This window comes from Parafrigoribacterium humi (assembly GCF_040227205.1).
GTDB classification, from domain to species: domain Bacteria; phylum Actinomycetota; class Actinomycetes; order Actinomycetales; family Microbacteriaceae; genus Parafrigoribacterium_A; species Parafrigoribacterium_A humi.
In genome coordinates, this window is record NZ_JBELOA010000003.1 from 270,941 (window position 1) to 287,135 (window position 16,195).

A 16,195-nucleotide genomic window follows, 5' to 3' on the forward strand; every position below is an offset into this window, starting at 1 on the left:
TTACGCGAGGATCCGCGGCGAATCAGGAGGGCAGTCCCGAGTAAGCGTGCAGGCCCTTGAAGAACAGGTTCACGATGGTGAAGTTGAACATCACCGCCACGAATCCGATGATCGCGAGCCAGGCCGAACGCGAGCCGCGCCAGCCGCGAGTGGCCCTTGCGTGGATGTATCCGGCGAACACGGTCCAGATGATGAAGGTCCAGACCTCCTTGGTGTCCCAGCCCCAATAACGACCCCAGGCGTGCTCGGCCCAGATCGACCCGGCGATGAGAGTGAAGGTCCAGAACACGAACCCGACCACGACCACTCGATAGGCGAGGTTCTCGAGTCGCTCCGCGGTGGGGAGCGTGGTGAGGAACTTCACCGAGTCGAACTTGCCCGCCTCGTGCCTCGCCTGCACGAGCTGGATGAGCGAGAGCCCACCGCCGATCGCGAAGAACGCGGTGCCGAGTGTTGCCACGAACACGTGGATGACCAGCCAGTACGACTGCAGCGCCGGCGCAAGCGGAGAGACGGGAACATAGAAGTTGACCGTTCCAACTCCGAGTACGATGAGCCCGAAACCGGTGATGTACGCGCCAAGGAACTTCAGCTCGACCCACAGCTGAACGAAGATGAAGACGCCGACGATGATGGCGGATGCGGTGAGTGAGAACTCGAACATGTTCGCCCACGGCACGCGGTCGGCCGCGACCCCGCGGAACACGGTGCCGACGACGTGCAGGATCCATCCGAGAATCGTCAGCGCGTATGCGACGCGCTCGAAGCGGCTGACGCGACGGGCGGGAACGGCGGGTGCCTCATCCAGTCGCTCGAGCGTGGCGGTGGTGCCAGCGGCTCGCGTGAGCACGCCGACTCGTGCGACCGGAGCGGCAACGGCCTTCGGCGCCCCCGCAGTGCGTTTCGCGAGGTCGAGAGTGAAGGCGATGAATGCGAACAGGTACACGGCCATGGCCGAGTAGATGAGTACCAACGAGTAGAACGAGAACGTATCGGTCACGGTGACAGCCTAAGCCCGAGCTGGCGCGCGTGTCTCCGCGCAATATCCGCGACCGCGGCATCCAGGCCCGGATCCTCTCCGCGCGCGAGCCCCGCGTATTCGATCCGGAGTCCGCCGCCCTCCCGCTCGACGACCTTCACCCACACCCTGCGGCGCGGAATGAAGAGCGAGGTGAGCAGACCGCCGACGACAAACATCGCGAAGATGAGCACCCAGCCCTGGGTCGGATCGCTGTGCACGTCGAGGGAGATGAAGCGCTTGACGCTCTGAGAGAGGTCGTTGGTCGCGGCCTTCGGAGACGCATTCTCGAAGGTGATTGAGCCGTAGCCGTCCGGTAGCTTCACCGTCTGGCCGGGCTTCAACTCGAGCGCAGACGTTGCGGCTTTCCCGCCCGCGATCTGCGTCATGCCGTCCGGATCGAGCGAGTACACCGACTTCGGAACGCCCGCGTTGATGCCGAGATCTCCGGCGTAGACCCGCAGCGTGAGCATCGGGTTGCCGAGATCCGGATGCACGGAGGTGAACGCCCCGGTCTCGAGCGGGCTCGCGGTCGGGTAGAAGAAGCCCTGCATGCCGAGCTGCTTCTTCAGTCCGTCCGGCACCTTGATCGTGCAGATCGAGGTGAGATTGGCGTCCTGCGGAAGGCAGGGGATGTCATCCGTGAAGACGACCTTGCCGCCCGCGTCGCGCACGGTGACGGTCGGCGCGTAGCCGTTGCCGAGGAGGTAGATATCGTTGCCGCCGAGGCGCAGCGGGTCGTTGACCTTGAGCACCCGTTTCGTACCCGGATCACCCGGTGCGTAACTCGTGAGGTTGGCCGTGTAGTCGATCGCCTCCCCCAGGGCGTTCAGGTTCTTCTCTTCGTATTTCGCCTCGAAGGAGTTCACCACGAGCCGATACGGCTGCAGGAAGTCGTCATTGAACAAGCGGCCGGGGTTAAAGGAGTCGAAGGCGCCGCGCACGTTGACGAACGACTGCCCGACCACGACAACCTTCTGACCGGTGTAGCCGATGCTCCCGCCGATTCCGACCGCGATCAGCACGCCGAGAAGCGCCGTGTGGAAGACGAGGTTTCCGGTCTCGCGCAGGTAGCCGCGCTCGGCCGAGACCGAGAGATCCCTGCCCTCGAAGAGCTGCACGCGGTAGTGCGAACGGCGAAGGACGGCGCGCGCCGACTCGACGACGGACGCGGGCGTGAACGGCCTGCCCTCGGCATCCGTCTCTCCCGCGGGAAGGTCGAACGCCGCGAAGGCGCTGAGGCGGTCGAGCTTCGCCGGAGTGCGCGGGGGCTTCGAGCGCAGCGCACGCAGGTGGTGCAGGGTGCGCGGGATCACGCAGCCGATCAGTGAGATGAACAGCAGCAGGTAGATGGCCGAGAACCACACCGAGTTGTAGACGTCGAAGAGCTGGAACTTGTCGAGGATCGGCGCCGTGTCCGGGTTCGCAGCGAAGTACTGGGTCACACCGTTCGGGTCTGCCACCCGCTGCGGGAAGAGCGAGCCGGGCACCGCCGCGATCGCGAGCAGCAACAGGAGCAGCAGCGCGGTGCGCATGTTCGTGAGCTGCCGCCAGAAGAATCGGCAGTACCCGATGAAGCCGAGTTTCGCGGGCGTCGCGTCCTTCGTGGGCGCCGGCGAGTCGTAGTGATCAGAGGGGCGAGACATAACCGGGAATTACCGATCCAAGGTGTGAGATGAAGCTGCTCCAGATACCGCTCACCATGAGCAGGCCAACGAGGATGAGCAGCGCTCCTCCGATGATATTGATAAGACGGATGTGCCGCTTGAGCCAGGCGACCGACCCCGTGACCCAGCTGAGCCCGAGGGCCACCAGCAGGAACGGGATGCCGAGCCCCAGGCAGAAGACGAGTCCGAGCAGTGCGCCCCGCCCCGGCGACCCGCTGCCGAGGCTGAGACCGAGCACCGCCACGAGCGTCGGACCCATGCACGGCGCCCAGCCGAGACCGAAGACCACGCCGAGCAGCGGCGCGCCGCCGAGACCGGTCGCCACGCGCCATCCGGGTTTGAAGCTGCGCTGGAGGAAGGTGAACTGGCCGATGAAGACCAGGCCCATCACGATCACGACCACGCCGACGATCCGGGTGATGAGGTTCATCCACGGGATCAGCAGAAGCCCCGCCGTGGCGAACAGCAGCGTGAGGGTGACATAGACGACGCTGAAGCCGAGCACGAACAGTGCCACCCCGAGCACGAGCCTGCCGCGGTCACGCTTCTCTCCCGCCCCGGCGAAACCACCTACGTAACCGAGGTATCCGGGAACGAGGGGAAGAACGCAGGGCGATGCAAACGAGACGAACCCGGCAAGGAGCGCTATCGGCAGGGCGACGAGGAGGCTCCCGCTGGTGATGAGCTCCCCGATTGGGTTCACTTGGCGCCTTCGGCCAGCAGGTCATTCACGAGCTGGTTGAGAAGGGATGACGACTCGAGCTCCCCCAGGACCCTCGCCGCGATGCGCCCCTTTTGGTCGAGCACGATGGTCGTCGGAGTCGCGGTGGGCGACATCTTGCCAGCGAAGGCGAGTCGCACCGCGCCCGAGTCGACATCGATGATCGAGGGGTAGGTCACTCCGTGGGCCGCCGCGAACGCCCGCGAGGTGTCGGGCTGGTCGAAGGTGTTGACGCCGACGAAGAACACATTGCTGGGTTGGAGCGTCTGGTACGACTTCTCCAGCAGAGCCGCCTCTGTGCGGCATGGAGCGCAACTCGAGTACCAGAAGTTCACGACGATGACCTGGCCGAGATGACTCGTGCTGGAGATGGTCTTGCCGGTGTCGCTTGGGCCGGTGAAATCGATTGGCGCCCCACGATCCTGTGCGCTGATCGTCGTGACAGACCCATCTGCGGAGGTGTAGTTGTCGTGCACGCTCCTGGTCAGCGAATCGTTAGCCGAGCATCCGGTGAGCACAAGAGCGGCGGCGAGCGCGACAGCGCTCACCCTGGCTGCGATCTTCACACTGCTCCCCGGTCGATGGCTTTCGCGAGCAACTCTGCCGCAGGTTCCTGATAGTCGGCCTCAACAAAGGCGTCGCCGCGCTTCTCGAAAGTGGTGATGCTCGACAGCGAGCAGCGGCGCTTGCGCGGGTCGTGGATGGGGCTCTTGCCCGCGACGGCGCGCTGCACCATCACGATCGGCATCTGATGGCTGACCATGACGACCTCGCCGGTGTCGACCGAGAGGCGCGCGTCGTCCATGGCCGCGAGCATCCGCCCGACGACGCTCAGGTAGGCCTCGCCCCAACTCGGCTTCAGCGGATTGATCACCCACGGCCAGGCCTGCGGGTGCAGCAGCACGGCGGGGCCGAACTCGAACTTCTTGCCCTCGAACTTGTTCGTCGGCTCGATCAGACGACCCTCGGTCACGATCGGCAGGCCGAAGGCCTCGGACCATGGCCGCGCGGATTCCTGCGCGCGCTGCAGCGGTGACGCGTAGAGCTTTGCGATCGGATGCCCGACCAGGCTCGCTGCTGCGGCGGCCGCCATCGAGTGCCCGAGCTCCGAGAGGTGGTAGCCGGGAAGGCGCCCGTAGAGGATGCCCTCCGGGTTGTGCACCTCGCCGTGTCGGACGAGATGGATGAGGGTCGCTGGCACCGTTCAAGTCTACGGAACGTGTGCGCCCACGATTGCCGCGCGATGTTGTCTTCTCGACCGCCGCAGGGCAAGGATGTTCGGCGGCTCCGCCCAAAGATGCCCACCGACCCCCGAGCCGCCAAACATCCTTGCCCCGCTCGAATTCGCACGAGTTATGTTCCGCGGGCTGATCAACTTCCTCGCGTCGTGACCGTCGTCGGGGAGCGCGCCGAAGGCGGGGGCGTGGTGGGCCTCTACGGGCGGAGCCTTTGGCGTGCTTCCCGACGACCGAAACCGGCGGGGTGTGGGCGGTCGCCTAAACTCGAGGGGTGAGCACACGCACCCTGATCAGAGACCTCGCCGCGGCATCCGACGGCCCCACAAGCGTGTCCGGCTGGGTGGAGACCGTTCGCGACCAGAAAAAGGTGCAGTTCGTCGTGCTGCGCGACGAGTCCGGTGCCGTGCAGCTCGTGCACCCCCGCGTCTTCGCCGACGACGGCACGCCGGCAGAGGATGCCCTCGCCGACACCATCTCCGGGCTCAGCCAGGGCTCGTTCCTCACCGCGACCGGTGAGCTCAAGCACGACGAGCGCGTGAAGCTCGGCGGTGTAGAGATCAAGCTCGACGGTCTCGACATCGCCTCCCACGCCATCCCGGAGACGCCGATCGCCGACGACTCCGGCGTCGACAAGCGCATGGATTGGCGCTTCATCGACCTGCGCGTTCCGAAGAACAACCTGATCTTCCGCATCCAGACCACGCTCGAGCACGCCTGGCGCACCTACTGGGTGGAGCACGACTTCATCGAGCTGCACACGCCCAAGCTCATGGCGAGCGCGAGCGAATCGAAGGCCGAACTGTTCGAGGTCGGCTACTTCGAGACGAAGGCGTACCTCGCCCAGAGCCCGCAGTTCTTCAAGCAGATGGCCCAGCCCGCTGGCTTCGGCAAGATCTTCGAGGTCGGCCCGGCCTTCCGCGCGGACCCCTCCTTCACTTCTCGTCATGCCACCGAGTTCACGAGCGTCGACTCAGAGATCAGCTGGATTGACAGCCACGAGGACGTCATGAAGCTGCACGAGGAGCTCTTGGTCGCCGGATTCGAAGCGGTCAAGGCCAAGCACGGCGCCGAGATCGAGGCCCTGTTCGGTATCGACCTTCAGGTGCCCACGACACCGTTCCCGCGCATCCCGCTCGCCGAGGCGAAGCGCATCGTCGCGGAGCGCGGCTACGCGGTACCCCGTCACGACGACGACATGGACCCGGAGGGCGAGCGCCAGATCGCGGCGTACGTGAGGGAGGCCTTCGGGCACGACTTCGTGTTCCTCACCGACTACGCGTCGAGCATCCGGCCGTTCTATCACATGCGACATGCGGAGGATCCGGACCTGACGAACAGCTACGACCTCATCTACAACGGCACCGAGATCTCCACCGGGGCGCAGCGCGAGCACCGCATCGAGGTGCTGGAGCAGAACGCCCGAGACAAGGGACTCGACCCCGAGGAGCTCGGCTTCTACCTCGACTTCTTCCGCTATGGGGTGCCACCGCACGGCGGCTTCGGCATGGGCCTCTCCCGAGTACTCATGCTCATGCTCGAGCTGCCGAACCTGCGCGAGGCGACCTACCTGTTCAGGGGGCCGAACCGCCTGCTGCCGTAGGCGCCCACCGCGTTACCCAGCATGTCGAGGAGTCGACCGAGCTGCTCGTTGTCGTCGTTGCCTGCTGTCGCGACGCAGACACCGATGAGCGCAGTGACGATGTCCTCCCCCTGAACGTCGCGACGGATCTCCCCCGACTTCGTACCAGCGTCGACGATCTCCTGTGCCGCCCTCACGAGCTTGTCGCGCGCAAGCGCCGGCCCCTCTGCGCGGCTCTCGATGAGTGAACGGAGCGCGGGAGCCATCGCCCGCTTCTTCTCGAGGCGCAGCGCGAAGCGGTCCATCCACCGGCGCAGGGCGATGAGTGGCGTGGTCTCGTCCAGGAGCGACTGCGCGCTCCCAGCCACGGCCTGCAGTTCCTCGTCGTAGACGGCCGCAGCCAGGTCGTTGCGGTCCGGAAAGTGGCGGTAGAGGGTGCCGATGCCGACGCCCGCCTCCCGGGCGATTGCTTCCGGGCCGTAGTCGCCGCCGGATGCAAAGACGCGCTCCGCGGCCTCGATGATGCGCTCGCGATTGCGCGCCGCATCCGCTCGCTTGCTCGGACCGCTCGGGTTCTTTTCAGACAAGTGGAAATTCCTCCGGTTAAGGCGTATCGTCGCGTAACGGAAATTGTTCCGTTTATTTTACCGCCGCGCGAAGGGATGCTGAATGTCCGCCACGATTGAAATCAGCGGCCGTGTGGTTCGCCGAGTCGGGTACGGTGCGATGCAGCTCTCGCACGGTCGGAACAGGCCGAGCCAGGACGAGGCCGTCGAGCTGCTCCGCGCGGTCGTGGGCCTCGGCGTCGACCATGTCGACACGGCCGAGTTCTATGGTGACGGCGCCGTGAATCGGGCGATCGGGAGGTCCTTCCCCGACGCCTCAAACTCTCCTCTGATCGCCACCAAGGTCGGCGCTCGGGAGGTACCCGGTGCGACGCCGACACTTGTACCGGCCCAGAGTCCGGCCGAACTCAGGGAGGATGTCGAGGCCAACCTTCGCAGCCTCCGTCGTGAACACCTCGACCTCGTCTACCTTCGCCGCCTCGACCTCGCGCCAGGAATCATCGCACCGGAGGAGCGGCGTTTCCCGCTCGCGGACCAGCTCGCCGAACTGATGGCGATGCGGGATGAGGGCCTGATCGGCTCCATCGGCCTGAGCAACGTGAGCGCCGAGCAGCTCACCGAGGCGTTCCCGGCGGGAATCGTCGCGATCCAGAACCTCTACAATCTTGTCTACCGCGAGAGTGAACCCGTGCTGGAGCTCGCCCGGGCGCACGGAATCGCCTGGATTCCGTACATGCCGCTCGGAAGCGGCTTCGCCGGGCACACGCACGTGACCGAGCTCCCCAGGGTGCTCTCCGCGGCGAAGGAACTGGGTACGACACCCGGCCAGGTGGGGCTCGCCTGGCTGCTCGCGCGGTACGACCGCACCATGCTCATCCCCGGCTCGCTTGACCTCGCGCACGTGCGCGACAACCTCGCTGCTGCGGAACTCGACCTCGGGGTGCTGGTTCGCACGCTTGCAGGGTAGCCGGTGTCGCGTGGCCAAACTCTTCCCGTGTACTCAGCCGGCGTTGTCATCAGGGGTTGCGCCGACCCCGATGCATAACTCCTGCAGATTGTGGCAGGCGGCGCCGCATCGGCCCGATTTCGACCCTCTCGACGTGTTCTGCCTGAGTTATGCACCTGGGGGCCGGCCCGCGGGCGCGGCACACGAGCGTCTCGGGGCGCACGACACCGCCTTCTGGGCGGCGGAAGGTACGGTTGCATAATGAGTGCCGACACCCCACAGACCGCTACCGAAGCAGGGGAAGCCCTGCTTGCCATCCTGCGCAGACACGTGGATGCCATCGCGGCCCACGGCATCCGCAGCGAGGACGACGAAGAACTCGACAGCCGCCTCTGGGAGGCGGTCGGTGCGTACGGCGACGCCCTTGACGAGTTCGATGAAGACGACGAGGCGGATGACGCCGCTGAGCCCGACGAGCTGCGCTTCACGGTGCGTACCCGCTATGACTACACGGTCCTGGACGAGAAGGCGTTTCTCTCGGGCGGCAAGGGAATCGGCGCGGCCGTGCTCGCGCTTCTGGAGCGGGCGGGCGGAAAGCCGCTGAGTGCGCTCGAGGTGGGACCGCTCGAGACCGGCAGTGGGCTGCTCACCGTGCACGTCAACAACGAGCCGCTCGTCGCAGACGACTTCCGCACCGCGGATGAACCGACCGACCTGCTGCTCGTCGCGCCGGGTGAGAATCTGCTGCTCACTCTCGACGAGCCGGTCTACGAGTCGCGCGCGGAGGCAGAGGCTGCCGCCAAGCGCGACTGACGACGCGTCGTCAGTCTGTCTGCAGGATTGCTTGGCGGAGACGCGTCGCATCGACACGCCAGATGTTGTGGACGCGGCCGTCAAGAAGCAGCACAGGGATCTCCTCGACGTATTTCTCGTGCAACTCCGCGTCGTCGAGGATCGAGACCTCCTCCACCGTGACGGACGGGGCGGATGCGTCGCCGGTCAGATCCGCGACCACCGACCCGACGACCTCCCTCGCGTCATCGCACAGGTGACAGCCCGGCTTACCGATGAGCGTGAGGACGACCGACCGTGGCATCTCTCCAGCCTAGAACGCTGCCGGCCATCTCCGTGTCGACCGCTCTCGCCACACTGGCAACGACACCTGCGCGCAAAGAAAAAGCGCCAGGTCGGAACCTGACGCTTCGAGCCGACCGGCGGCTACTTCTTGTTGCGACGCTGGTGGCGGGTCTTGCGAAGCAGCTTGCGGTGCTTCTTCTTCGCCATGCGCTTGCGACGCTTCTTGATTACGGAACCCATACGCACCTCACATTGTGGCTTCACCGGGTGGTGAACGAACTGCCGGGCCCGTAGTGGAACCTCGGAAAATTTGCCTCGGCACAGTCTAACCGATCCAGTCTGCCACGAAACACGGCGGTGCCGACCCGCCTGCTTCTACGCTGGAGCATGCCCTCATACAGGATCACGGTCACGATCGGCGCCCTCCGCCCGGGCGTGGAACCGCCCTCCGTACTCCCCTCCGCCGCTCGCGCAGCTGCGGAACTCACCACGGTGGAGGCATCGGACCTCGGAATCGTCTCGGGGATGCCCAGAATCACCGTTCGCTTCACCGGAGACGACCCGAAAAGTGCCCATCGCATCGCACAGCACGTCCTGGAGACCGTTTCCGCGCTCGCTGAACCCCTCGCGAGCACCGTGACGGAGCGCGTGAAGGGTCGCTGGCTCGTCATCCGGCGCCCCTGAGCCACCCTGCAGCAGACGACGCCCACGCGCGTCAATATCCGATTTTCGCCCGTTATTCCGGGGAATTCCGTCAGAATGTGCTCGCCTTTAACAAAGTTGACCAACTAGACTTGGTCAACATGGTCACACAAGTCAACGTGCAAGACGCGAAAACGAGGCTCTCAGAGCTCCTCGTTCGCGTCGAAAAGGGCGAAGAAATCGTCGTTGCGCGCGGTGGACACCCCATTGCGAGGCTCTGTCCCCTGGGTGAAGTACCCGAAAGAGAGCTCGGATTCGTCCCAGGAGGCCCCATCAGGGTGTCTTTCTTCGAAGAATTGCCGGGCGACGAGCTACGGGCGTGGAGCGGCGAGTGAGACTGCTCCTCGACACCTACGTCGTCATGTGGGCGCTCAGAGACCCCGCCAGATTGAGCCCGGTGGCGGAAGAATTGATCCGAGATCCGGCCAATGAACTCCTGATTTCCGCCGTAGTTCCTTGGGAAATAGCCACAAAACACCGAATTGGCAGGCTTCCAGACACCGGGAGCCTTCTCCTGGCATTCGAGGACCACATCCGCCGGCTCGGAGCGGTCGAACTGCCCGTGACGGCACGCCACGCGATCGCCGTGGGCCAATTGCAGTGGGCGAGTGAGGATCCGTTCGACCGAATGCTGGCCGCCCAGAGCATCATCGAGGGCATTCCGATCGTCACGGCAGACCCCGTGTTCCTCACCCTGCCGACGGTGCGGGTGGCCTGGAACTAGACGCGCGATTTTGCCCGCGGAATGCGCATCTTCACAGCCGCTGAATAGCCCGCTCCCCTGAGTCATTCTCGTGTTAACTCGCGCTTAACTCACGTTCGATCACCGAAATGATCTCGGGGGCATCCGGTCGGACGCTTGAGCGAAAACGGAAGATATTCCCTTTTGGAGAGATCACGAACTTCTCGAAGTTCCACCTGATCCTTCCGGCCTTTCCCGAGCTGTCAGGGGTCTTACTCAGCAATGAATACAAGGGATGTGCATGATTGCCGTTGACCTTGGTCTTCGCGAACATCGGGAACGTCACGTCGTAGTTTGCCGTACAGAACGCACGGATTTCTTCCGCGGTCCCCGGCTCCTGGCCGGCGAATTCGTTGCACGGAAAGCCGAGAATGACCAATCCGCGATCCCGATACTTTCTATAGATCTGCTCAAGTTGCTCGTATTGGGGTGTGTGGCCACATTTTGAGGCAACATTGACGACAAGCACCGTCTTTTCTCGAAAATCTCCGAAGCTAACCGCATTTCCGTCGAGCGTGACAAGGGGAATTTCGAGCAAAGACATGAACTCAATCGTAGGCTTGCCGCACGTCGTCCGGAGGACACCCCATGACTGAGTCTCAGCTTCGAGAGCGAGAGCCGCGAGTGGTTCTGCGGCTCCGCGCCGCGGGATGTGTCTACGCCGAGGAAGAGGCCCGGCTGCTCTGTACGGAGGCACACACGTCCGCGGAACTGGAAGAGATGGTGCAGAGACGTGTCGAGGGGGAGCCGCTTGAGGTGATCGTCGGCTGGGCGGAGTTCCACGGCCTGCGAGTTCACCTCGAGAAAGGCGTCTTTGTGCCACGCAGGCGCACGGAGTTCCTCGTGGACAGGGCGATTGAGCTCTGCGGTGCCGGTGGCGTTGTGGTTGACCTGTGCTGCGGTGCCGGGGCTCTGGGAGTCGCGGTGGCTACGGCCGTGAATGGGGCGTATCCCCGCACTCCGGTGACGCTCTATGCCACGGATGTCGAGCATCCGGCTGTCGAGTGCGCGCGGCGCAACGTCTCTTCGCTCGGAGGGAGCGTCTACGAGGGCGACCTGTTCGAGCCGTTGCCGCGCTCGCTCCTGGGGCGCGTGGATGTCCTGCTCGCGAACGTGCCTTACGTTCCGAGCGAGGAGATCGCACTGCTGCCACCGGAGGCGCGAGACTACGAGCCTCGCGTGACGCTCGACGGGGGTGCGGACGGGCTCGACGTGCTGCGGAGGGTGGCCGCGGATGCCCGTGCCTGGCTCGCGCCGGGCGGACATCTCTTCGTGGAGGCCAGTGCACGCCAGGCCCCTGCGGCCGCGAGAATCGTGGCGGCCGGTGGCCTGCACGCGAGTATCATGCGCTCAGAGGACGAGGACGCCACGGTGATCGTGGGCATGCGTAGTCTGCTGGTCGAGTAGGCCGCCCACGACCGTGCTCGTTCTTCGCTACTCGACCGGCATCTCAGCCGCGGAGGGCGAGCGCGAAGGGGAGTACCGCGGTGGCACCGGCGAGGCGGAGGGCGCGTGCCGCGACGGTGAATGTCCACCTGCTGTCGACCAGGTCGTCGACGAGCAGTATCGGGCCATCCGGCAGCTCGACATCGACAGAGAATCTCTCCCACACGCCTGACAGCCGCCACGCGCTGTTGCCGCCCGGCTCGCCCGTGGGACCACCGTTTGCCAGGGCGAGCGGACCCAGGTCTGGCAGCCTCCCCGCCTCTGCGAGCCCCCGAGCTACCGAGTCGATGAGCTGGGGATGCCGCCGTGACGGCACGCTCATGACCGCGGCGGGGCGCTCATCCCACGACCACTCGCCGAGCACGCGCACGCAGGCGGCCACGAGTGCCGCGGATGCCGGTGCGTCCTGCGAGGCTGCGGATCCCTCGAGCAGCGAGCGCAGCGTGCCGCCCCACCCCAGGTCGGTGAGGCGGGCGAGCGCGCGACCCTCGAGCATCCGTTCGGTCTCGGCGATCCGCCCCTTCACCGGCACGCCCAGGCGCGAGGCACCGGTGGGCCACTGGGCGCGGGGCTCCAGCACGACGCCTACCCGGTCGAGTGAGCTGCCCGCGGAGGACGCAGCGGCCTCGCCGACGTCCGTGGGGAACCAGACGCCCGCGCAATTGTCGCAGCGCCCACACGGGGCCGCGGTCTCGTCATCGAGTGCACGCTGCAGGTACTCCATGCGGCATCCAGTGGTCGTTTCGTAATCGATCATGCTGCGCTGCTCACGCGCCCTCGCCTCGGCAATGCGCTCGTAGCGCTCCGCGTCGTAGACCCACGGCCGCCCCGTGGCGACCCAGCCGCCCCTCACCCGTTTCACGGCGCCGTCGACGTCGAGCACTTTGAGCAGCAGCTCGAGCGGCGTGCGGCGCAGGTCGACCCGGGTCTCGAGCGCGGGAGTGGACAGTGGCTCGTCACCGAGAGCGGCGATCACCGCCTCGGCCCTCGCCTGGTCGGGCATGGATGCCGTGGCGAAGTATTTCCAGATCGCCTCGTCTTCCGACCCGGGCAGCAGCAGCACGTCTGCGTTGTCCGTCGCGCGCCCGGCCCTGCCCACCTGTTGGTAGTACGCGACGGGCGAGGAGGGTGCACCCAGGTGCAGCACGAAGCCGAGATCGGGCTTGTCGAAGCCCATGCCGAGGGCGCTCGTGGCCACGAGCGCCTTCACGCGGTTGCTCTTGAGACGGGCCTCGGACTCCTCCCGCTCCGCTGGGTCGGTCTGCCCGGTGTAGGCCCGTACCTCGTGCCCCGCCTCGCGCAGCAGGCGCGCGGTGTCTTCTGCCGCCGCGACGGTGAGCGTGTAGATGATGCCGCTGCCCGGCAGTTCGGCCAGGTGGCTCAACAGCCAGCCGAGACGGGCGCGAGCATCGGGCAGGCGCAGCACTCCGAGGCGCAGGGATGCCCGTGCGAGCGGGCCGCGGATCGTCACGACCTCGCCGCCTCCCGCCAGTTGTTCCGCGACATCCTGCACCACCCTGCTGTTGGCCGTAGCCGTGGTGGCGAGCACCGGCACGCTCTCGGGAAGGCTCGCGATGAGCTCGCGCAGGCGGCGGTAGTCTGGGCGAAAATCGTGGCCCCAGTCGGAGATGCAGTGCGCCTCATCGACCACGAGCATGCCCGCACGCCGCACGAGCTGGGGCAGCTGCTCCTCGCGGAAGGAGGGGTTGTTGAGTCGCTCGGGCGAGACCAGCAGCACGTCGACCTCGTAGCGCTGCAGCTGCCCGAGCACGTCATCCCACTCGTGCGCGTTGGTGGAATTGATCGCGACAGCACGCACACCCGCACGGGCAGCGGCCGAGATCTGGTCACGCATGAGCGCCAACAGGGGTGACACGAGAATGGTGGGGCCTGCGCCCCTGGCCCGCAGCAGCAGGGTGGCGACGAAGTAGACCGCCGACTTGCCCCATCCGGTGCGCTGCACCACGAGAGCCCTGCGACGGTGATCGACGAGCGTCTCGATCGCCTCGTATTGGCCGTCGTGGAATTCGGCCGTCTCCGAGCCCACGAGGGTGTGCAGGATCCGCAGGGCGGATGTCCGGCTCGCGCTCACAGAACCTCCCCTGTTCTCGACTGCCTCGGTTTCGCTCACCAGGCCAGCATGTCAGCCCGCCCTGACACCGCGCCTGCACACGGGGCGCGACCTGCACGGATCAGAGCTGTTGGGGAGAAGCCACGCCGCCCCCAGCCAGCAGTGCAACGATGGAAGCATGACCGTGAACATCAAACGCGTGTACGAGCATCCGGAATCCGCCGACGGCTATCGGGTGCTGGTGGACCGACTCTGGCCGCGCGGGGTCGCCAAAGAAGCTGCTGCCGTCGATCTCTGGCTCAAGGAGGTCGGGCCGAGCAACGAGCTGCGCACCTGGTTCGGGCACGACCCGGAGAAGTTCGAGGAGTTCGCCACGAGGTATCGCGCCGAGCTCGACGACAACCCCGCGGCGAAGGAACTGCGTGAGGTCATCACCTCACACCCGACCGTCACGCTCGTGTACTCGGCCAAGGACGAGGAGCACAACCAGGCCGTTGTACTGCGGAAGTACTTGAGCTGACTTACGGCTGACGGTCGATACGTCTCGTTCCTCATCCTCGGACGTTGCGTTAGTCGATAGCCCCAGGATTAGAGTTTGGATTGGAGTTTTTGGAAATTTCTGGCGAACTGCAATTCAAGTCCAAAAATTATGGAACACTTTAGAGATGGGCCCAGATGATATTCGCGAACTCGCCTCAGCGGGTGAGTCGCTGACGGTTGAGTTCAAGTCCGAACACGGGCACGACCAGTTCAGCGACGACAAGTTCGCCGAAGCGGTCGTATGCCTCAGTAACGGCGGCGGCGGCACCCTCCTTGTGGGCATAGAAGACAACGGCCAAATCACTGGCGTCAAGCACCGCCACGGGGAAAGCACGAACCCCATGCGGTTGCAAGCAATGATCGCGAACAAAACCGTACCGCCGGTCGTCACCGAGGTAGCTGTCGTTGACATCGACGGGCGTTCGGTCATTGCAGTCACGATCCCTCCCAGCGCGACTGTCACCGGAACAGCTCGCGGGCTCTATGTACGACGAGGATTGCGCCCTGACGGCCACCCTGAGTGCATGCCGTTCCCCGCCCACGAGATGCTGGCTGACCGAATCGAACGCGGGGAGATCGACTATGCCGCTATCGCAGAACCACTCGCAACCCTTGAAGACCTGGATCCACGTGAGTTCGACAGGATGCGGCGCCTCGTCACTCTAAGCTCCGGTGGGAACACGGCGTTCGCGACACTGAGCGATTTCGAGCTGGGTCGAGCGCTCAGTGTCATCGAGGGTCGCGAGGACGCAGCAACCATTCGTCGCGGGGCCTTGCTCCTGTTCGGCAAGCCTGAGAGCATTCATCGCTTCCTGCCCACTCACGAGACTGCATTCCAGGTCGTCGAGGACACGGCCGTGAAGCAGAACATCTTCGCCCACGATCCACTGCTGAAGTCCGCTGAGAACCTTTTCGAACAACTCCAGCGATACAACGACGAGGAGGAGATCGAGATAGGCCTTACACGAGTGGCTGTCCCACGAATCCCTCCCGTCGCCGCCCGCGAGTTGATAGCTAACGCGCTCGTACATCGCGATTACACAATGCTCGGCCCAGTTTCTGTACAACTCCGTGACGCGGAACTCACCATTTCGAACCCCGGTGGGTTTCCGCGCGGCGTGACGCTCGACAATTTCCTCACCACCTCACGACCACGCAGCCGGATCCTCTCAGAGGCCTTCTTTCGGGCTGGGCTGGTCGAGCGCACGGGCCGCGGCATCAATCGAGTATTTGAATGGACTCTGCGCTCGGGAAGGACTGCACCGGATTTCTCACGGACTGACGCAACCCAAGTCGTCGTTTCACTCCCAACTGGCCAGTCAGATCTCGCAATCGTCAAGTTCGTGGTTGAACACGATGAGCGTAGTGGCCGACATTTTTCACTCGGTGAGCTTCAGATCGTCCATGCATTGCTCGACGACCCGAGGCTCACGGTTGGCGAACTCGCGAGACTCACTCAAGCGTCCGAGATAGCTACCCGAAGCATTCTCACCCGACTCGTTGAAAGTGGCATCGTGGAGATGCGAGGTAACGGCAGGGGCCGACGTTACGCCCTCAGCGCGGCTGCCTATCGCACTCTCTCCACCAAGTCTGGTTACGTGCACGTACTGTCGTTCGACGAAATGCAGCAGGAACAGATGGTGATCTCCTATGTGCGATCACACGGCCGTATCACGCGCCGCGAGGCTGCCGAACTTTGTTCTATTTCTTCTGAAGACGCGAAAACACTGCTTCGAGGCATGCGCGACAAGAAGCTCCTCATCATGGTCGGCGATCGTCGTAGTGCGTACTACACGGAGGGGTCAAACTAGATAGCTCGCCAGTTTCGCGGCACATGACAGCCTTTCGTAGCCCGCGAAGCGTTTCCGCCGATAAAGTAATC

The 16,195-nt window shown here is 64.8% G+C and carries 19 protein-coding genes; 9 read left to right on the top strand and 10 right to left on the bottom strand.

What is annotated here, in order from left to right:
• Window positions 1–22: 22 nt before the first annotated feature.
• The 5 genes from ccsB to ABUA28_RS08150 are packed head-to-tail and all read right to left on the bottom strand — an operon-like array spanning window position 23 to window position 4,607.
• Window positions 23–1,000, bottom strand: a complete 978-nt coding sequence (gene ccsB, locus ABUA28_RS08130; RefSeq protein WP_349903534.1) for a c-type cytochrome biogenesis protein CcsB — start codon at window positions 998–1,000, stop codon at window positions 23–25.
• Window positions 997–2,664: a cytochrome c biogenesis protein ResB gene (resB, locus tag ABUA28_RS08135; RefSeq protein ID WP_349903535.1), complete on the bottom strand. Its 1,668-nt coding sequence runs from the start codon at window positions 2,662–2,664 to the stop codon at window positions 997–999. Before resB ends, ccsB begins: the two co-directional genes overlap by 4 nt.
• On the bottom strand, window positions 2,648–3,388 hold the full coding sequence (locus tag ABUA28_RS08140; protein ID WP_349903536.1) for a cytochrome c biogenesis CcdA family protein: 741 nt from the start codon (window positions 3,386–3,388) through the stop codon (window positions 2,648–2,650). The genes resB and ABUA28_RS08140 overlap by 17 nt, the downstream gene beginning before the upstream one ends.
• Window positions 3,385–3,972 (bottom strand): TlpA disulfide reductase family protein, encoded by a 588-nt coding sequence (locus ABUA28_RS08145; protein WP_349903537.1) that lies wholly within the window; start codon window positions 3,970–3,972, stop codon window positions 3,385–3,387. Before ABUA28_RS08145 ends, ABUA28_RS08140 begins: the two co-directional genes overlap by 4 nt.
• The gene (locus tag ABUA28_RS08150; RefSeq protein WP_349903538.1) at window positions 3,969–4,607 is read right to left on the bottom strand and encodes a histidine phosphatase family protein; all 639 of its coding nucleotides are present in this window, start codon (window positions 4,605–4,607) and stop codon (window positions 3,969–3,971) included. Before ABUA28_RS08150 ends, ABUA28_RS08145 begins: the two co-directional genes overlap by 4 nt.
• A gap of 308 nt (window positions 4,608–4,915) precedes the next feature.
• On the opposite strand from ABUA28_RS08150, the gene aspS reads away from it, so the two are divergent.
• Window positions 4,916–6,244, top strand: a complete 1,329-nt coding sequence (gene aspS, locus ABUA28_RS08155) for an aspartate--tRNA(Asn) ligase (RefSeq protein WP_349903539.1) — start codon at window positions 4,916–4,918, stop codon at window positions 6,242–6,244.
• On the opposite strand, the gene ABUA28_RS08160 is transcribed toward aspS, so the two are convergent.
• A complete protein-coding gene (locus ABUA28_RS08160) occupies window positions 6,208–6,810 on the bottom strand; it encodes a TetR/AcrR family transcriptional regulator (RefSeq protein WP_349903540.1) in 603 nt (200 codons plus the stop codon). The two genes, aspS and ABUA28_RS08160, sit on opposite strands and share 37 nt — an antisense overlap.
• Before the next feature lie 82 nt (window positions 6,811–6,892).
• On the opposite strand from ABUA28_RS08160, the gene ABUA28_RS08165 reads away from it, so the two are divergent.
• Together ABUA28_RS08165 and ABUA28_RS08170 are read left to right on the top strand one after the other, a co-directional pair.
• Window positions 6,893–7,756, top strand: a complete 864-nt coding sequence (locus tag ABUA28_RS08165; RefSeq protein WP_349903541.1) for an aldo/keto reductase — start codon at window positions 6,893–6,895, stop codon at window positions 7,754–7,756.
• Window positions 7,757–7,996: 240 nt separating this feature from the next.
• Entirely contained in the window at window positions 7,997–8,548 is a 552-nt protein-coding gene (locus tag ABUA28_RS08170; protein WP_349903542.1) for a hypothetical protein, read from the top strand.
• Window positions 8,549–8,558: 10 nt separating this feature from the next.
• Here ABUA28_RS08170 and ABUA28_RS08175 read toward each other — a convergent pair whose 3' ends face one another.
• Both ABUA28_RS08175 and ABUA28_RS08180 read right to left on the bottom strand, forming a co-directional pair.
• The gene (locus ABUA28_RS08175; protein WP_349903543.1) at window positions 8,559–8,831 is read right to left on the bottom strand and encodes a glutaredoxin family protein; all 273 of its coding nucleotides are present in this window, start codon (window positions 8,829–8,831) and stop codon (window positions 8,559–8,561) included.
• A gap of 122 nt (window positions 8,832–8,953) precedes the next feature.
• Window positions 8,954–9,052 (bottom strand): 30S ribosomal protein bS22, encoded by a 99-nt coding sequence (locus tag ABUA28_RS08180; protein WP_003792170.1) that lies wholly within the window; start codon window positions 9,050–9,052, stop codon window positions 8,954–8,956.
• Window positions 9,053–9,199: 147 nt separating this feature from the next.
• On the opposite strand from ABUA28_RS08180, the gene ABUA28_RS08185 reads away from it, so the two are divergent.
• The 3 genes from ABUA28_RS08185 to ABUA28_RS08195 all read left to right on the top strand — a co-directional run bounded on the left by ABUA28_RS08185 (window position 9,200) and on the right by ABUA28_RS08195 (window position 10,238).
• A complete protein-coding gene (locus ABUA28_RS08185) occupies window positions 9,200–9,496 on the top strand; it encodes a hypothetical protein (protein ID WP_349903544.1) in 297 nt (98 codons plus the stop codon).
• Window positions 9,497–9,615: 119 nt separating this feature from the next.
• Window positions 9,616–9,849, top strand: a complete 234-nt coding sequence (locus ABUA28_RS08190; RefSeq protein WP_349903545.1) for a type II toxin-antitoxin system Phd/YefM family antitoxin — start codon at window positions 9,616–9,618, stop codon at window positions 9,847–9,849.
• A complete protein-coding gene (locus ABUA28_RS08195; protein WP_349903546.1) occupies window positions 9,846–10,238 on the top strand; it encodes a type II toxin-antitoxin system VapC family toxin in 393 nt (130 codons plus the stop codon). The genes ABUA28_RS08190 and ABUA28_RS08195 overlap by 4 nt, the downstream gene beginning before the upstream one ends.
• A 73-nt stretch (window positions 10,239–10,311) precedes the next feature.
• Here ABUA28_RS08195 and ABUA28_RS08200 read toward each other — a convergent pair whose 3' ends face one another.
• Window positions 10,312–10,800 (bottom strand): glutathione peroxidase, encoded by a 489-nt coding sequence (locus tag ABUA28_RS08200; protein ID WP_349903547.1) that lies wholly within the window; start codon window positions 10,798–10,800, stop codon window positions 10,312–10,314.
• 44 nt (window positions 10,801–10,844) lie between these two features.
• Here ABUA28_RS08200 and ABUA28_RS08205 point away from each other — a divergent pair, with 44 nt between their 5' ends.
• Window positions 10,845–11,663 carry a putative protein N(5)-glutamine methyltransferase gene (locus ABUA28_RS08205; RefSeq protein ID WP_349903548.1) on the top strand — a complete coding sequence of 273 codons (819 nt, stop codon included), beginning with the start codon at window positions 10,845–10,847 and terminating at the stop codon, window positions 11,661–11,663.
• A gap of 43 nt (window positions 11,664–11,706) precedes the next feature.
• Here ABUA28_RS08205 and ABUA28_RS08210 read toward each other — a convergent pair whose 3' ends face one another.
• Window positions 11,707–13,794: a RecQ family ATP-dependent DNA helicase gene (locus tag ABUA28_RS08210; protein WP_349903574.1), complete on the bottom strand. Its 2,088-nt coding sequence runs from the start codon at window positions 13,792–13,794 to the stop codon at window positions 11,707–11,709.
• A 157-nt stretch (window positions 13,795–13,951) separates the two neighbouring features.
• On the opposite strand from ABUA28_RS08210, the gene ABUA28_RS08215 reads away from it, so the two are divergent.
• A complete protein-coding gene (locus ABUA28_RS08215; protein WP_349903549.1) occupies window positions 13,952–14,293 on the top strand; it encodes a DUF488 domain-containing protein in 342 nt (113 codons plus the stop codon).
• A gap of 145 nt (window positions 14,294–14,438) precedes the next feature.
• Entirely contained in the window at window positions 14,439–16,124 is a 1,686-nt protein-coding gene (locus ABUA28_RS08220) for an RNA-binding domain-containing protein (protein ID WP_349903550.1), read from the top strand.
• Window positions 16,125–16,195: the final 71 nt, after the last annotated feature.

Coding starts and splice junctions, on each gene's coding strand:
- ABUA28_RS08170 (WP_349903542.1), top strand. CDS start 7,997: ATGAGTGCCGACACCCCACAGACCGCTACCGAAGCAGGGGAAGCCCTG.
- ABUA28_RS08215 (WP_349903549.1), top strand. CDS start 13,952: ATGACCGTGAACATCAAACGCGTGTACGAGCATCCGGAATCCGCCGAC.
- ABUA28_RS08220 (WP_349903550.1), top strand. CDS start 14,439: ATGGGCCCAGATGATATTCGCGAACTCGCCTCAGCGGGTGAGTCGCTG.
- resB (WP_349903535.1), bottom strand. CDS start 2,664: ATGTCTCGCCCCTCTGATCACTACGACTCGCCGGCGCCCACGAAGGAC.
- ABUA28_RS08200 (WP_349903547.1), bottom strand. CDS start 10,800: ATGTCTTTGCTCGAAATTCCCCTTGTCACGCTCGACGGAAATGCGGTT.
- ABUA28_RS08205 (WP_349903548.1), top strand. CDS start 10,845: ATGACTGAGTCTCAGCTTCGAGAGCGAGAGCCGCGAGTGGTTCTGCGG.
- ABUA28_RS08190 (WP_349903545.1), top strand. CDS start 9,616: ATGGTCACACAAGTCAACGTGCAAGACGCGAAAACGAGGCTCTCAGAG.
- ABUA28_RS08180 (WP_003792170.1), bottom strand. CDS start 9,052: ATGGGTTCCGTAATCAAGAAGCGTCGCAAGCGCATGGCGAAGAAGAAG.
- ABUA28_RS08185 (WP_349903544.1), top strand. CDS start 9,200: ATGCCCTCATACAGGATCACGGTCACGATCGGCGCCCTCCGCCCGGGC.
- ABUA28_RS08165 (WP_349903541.1), top strand. CDS start 6,893: ATGTCCGCCACGATTGAAATCAGCGGCCGTGTGGTTCGCCGAGTCGGG.
- ABUA28_RS08175 (WP_349903543.1), bottom strand. CDS start 8,831: ATGCCACGGTCGGTCGTCCTCACGCTCATCGGTAAGCCGGGCTGTCAC.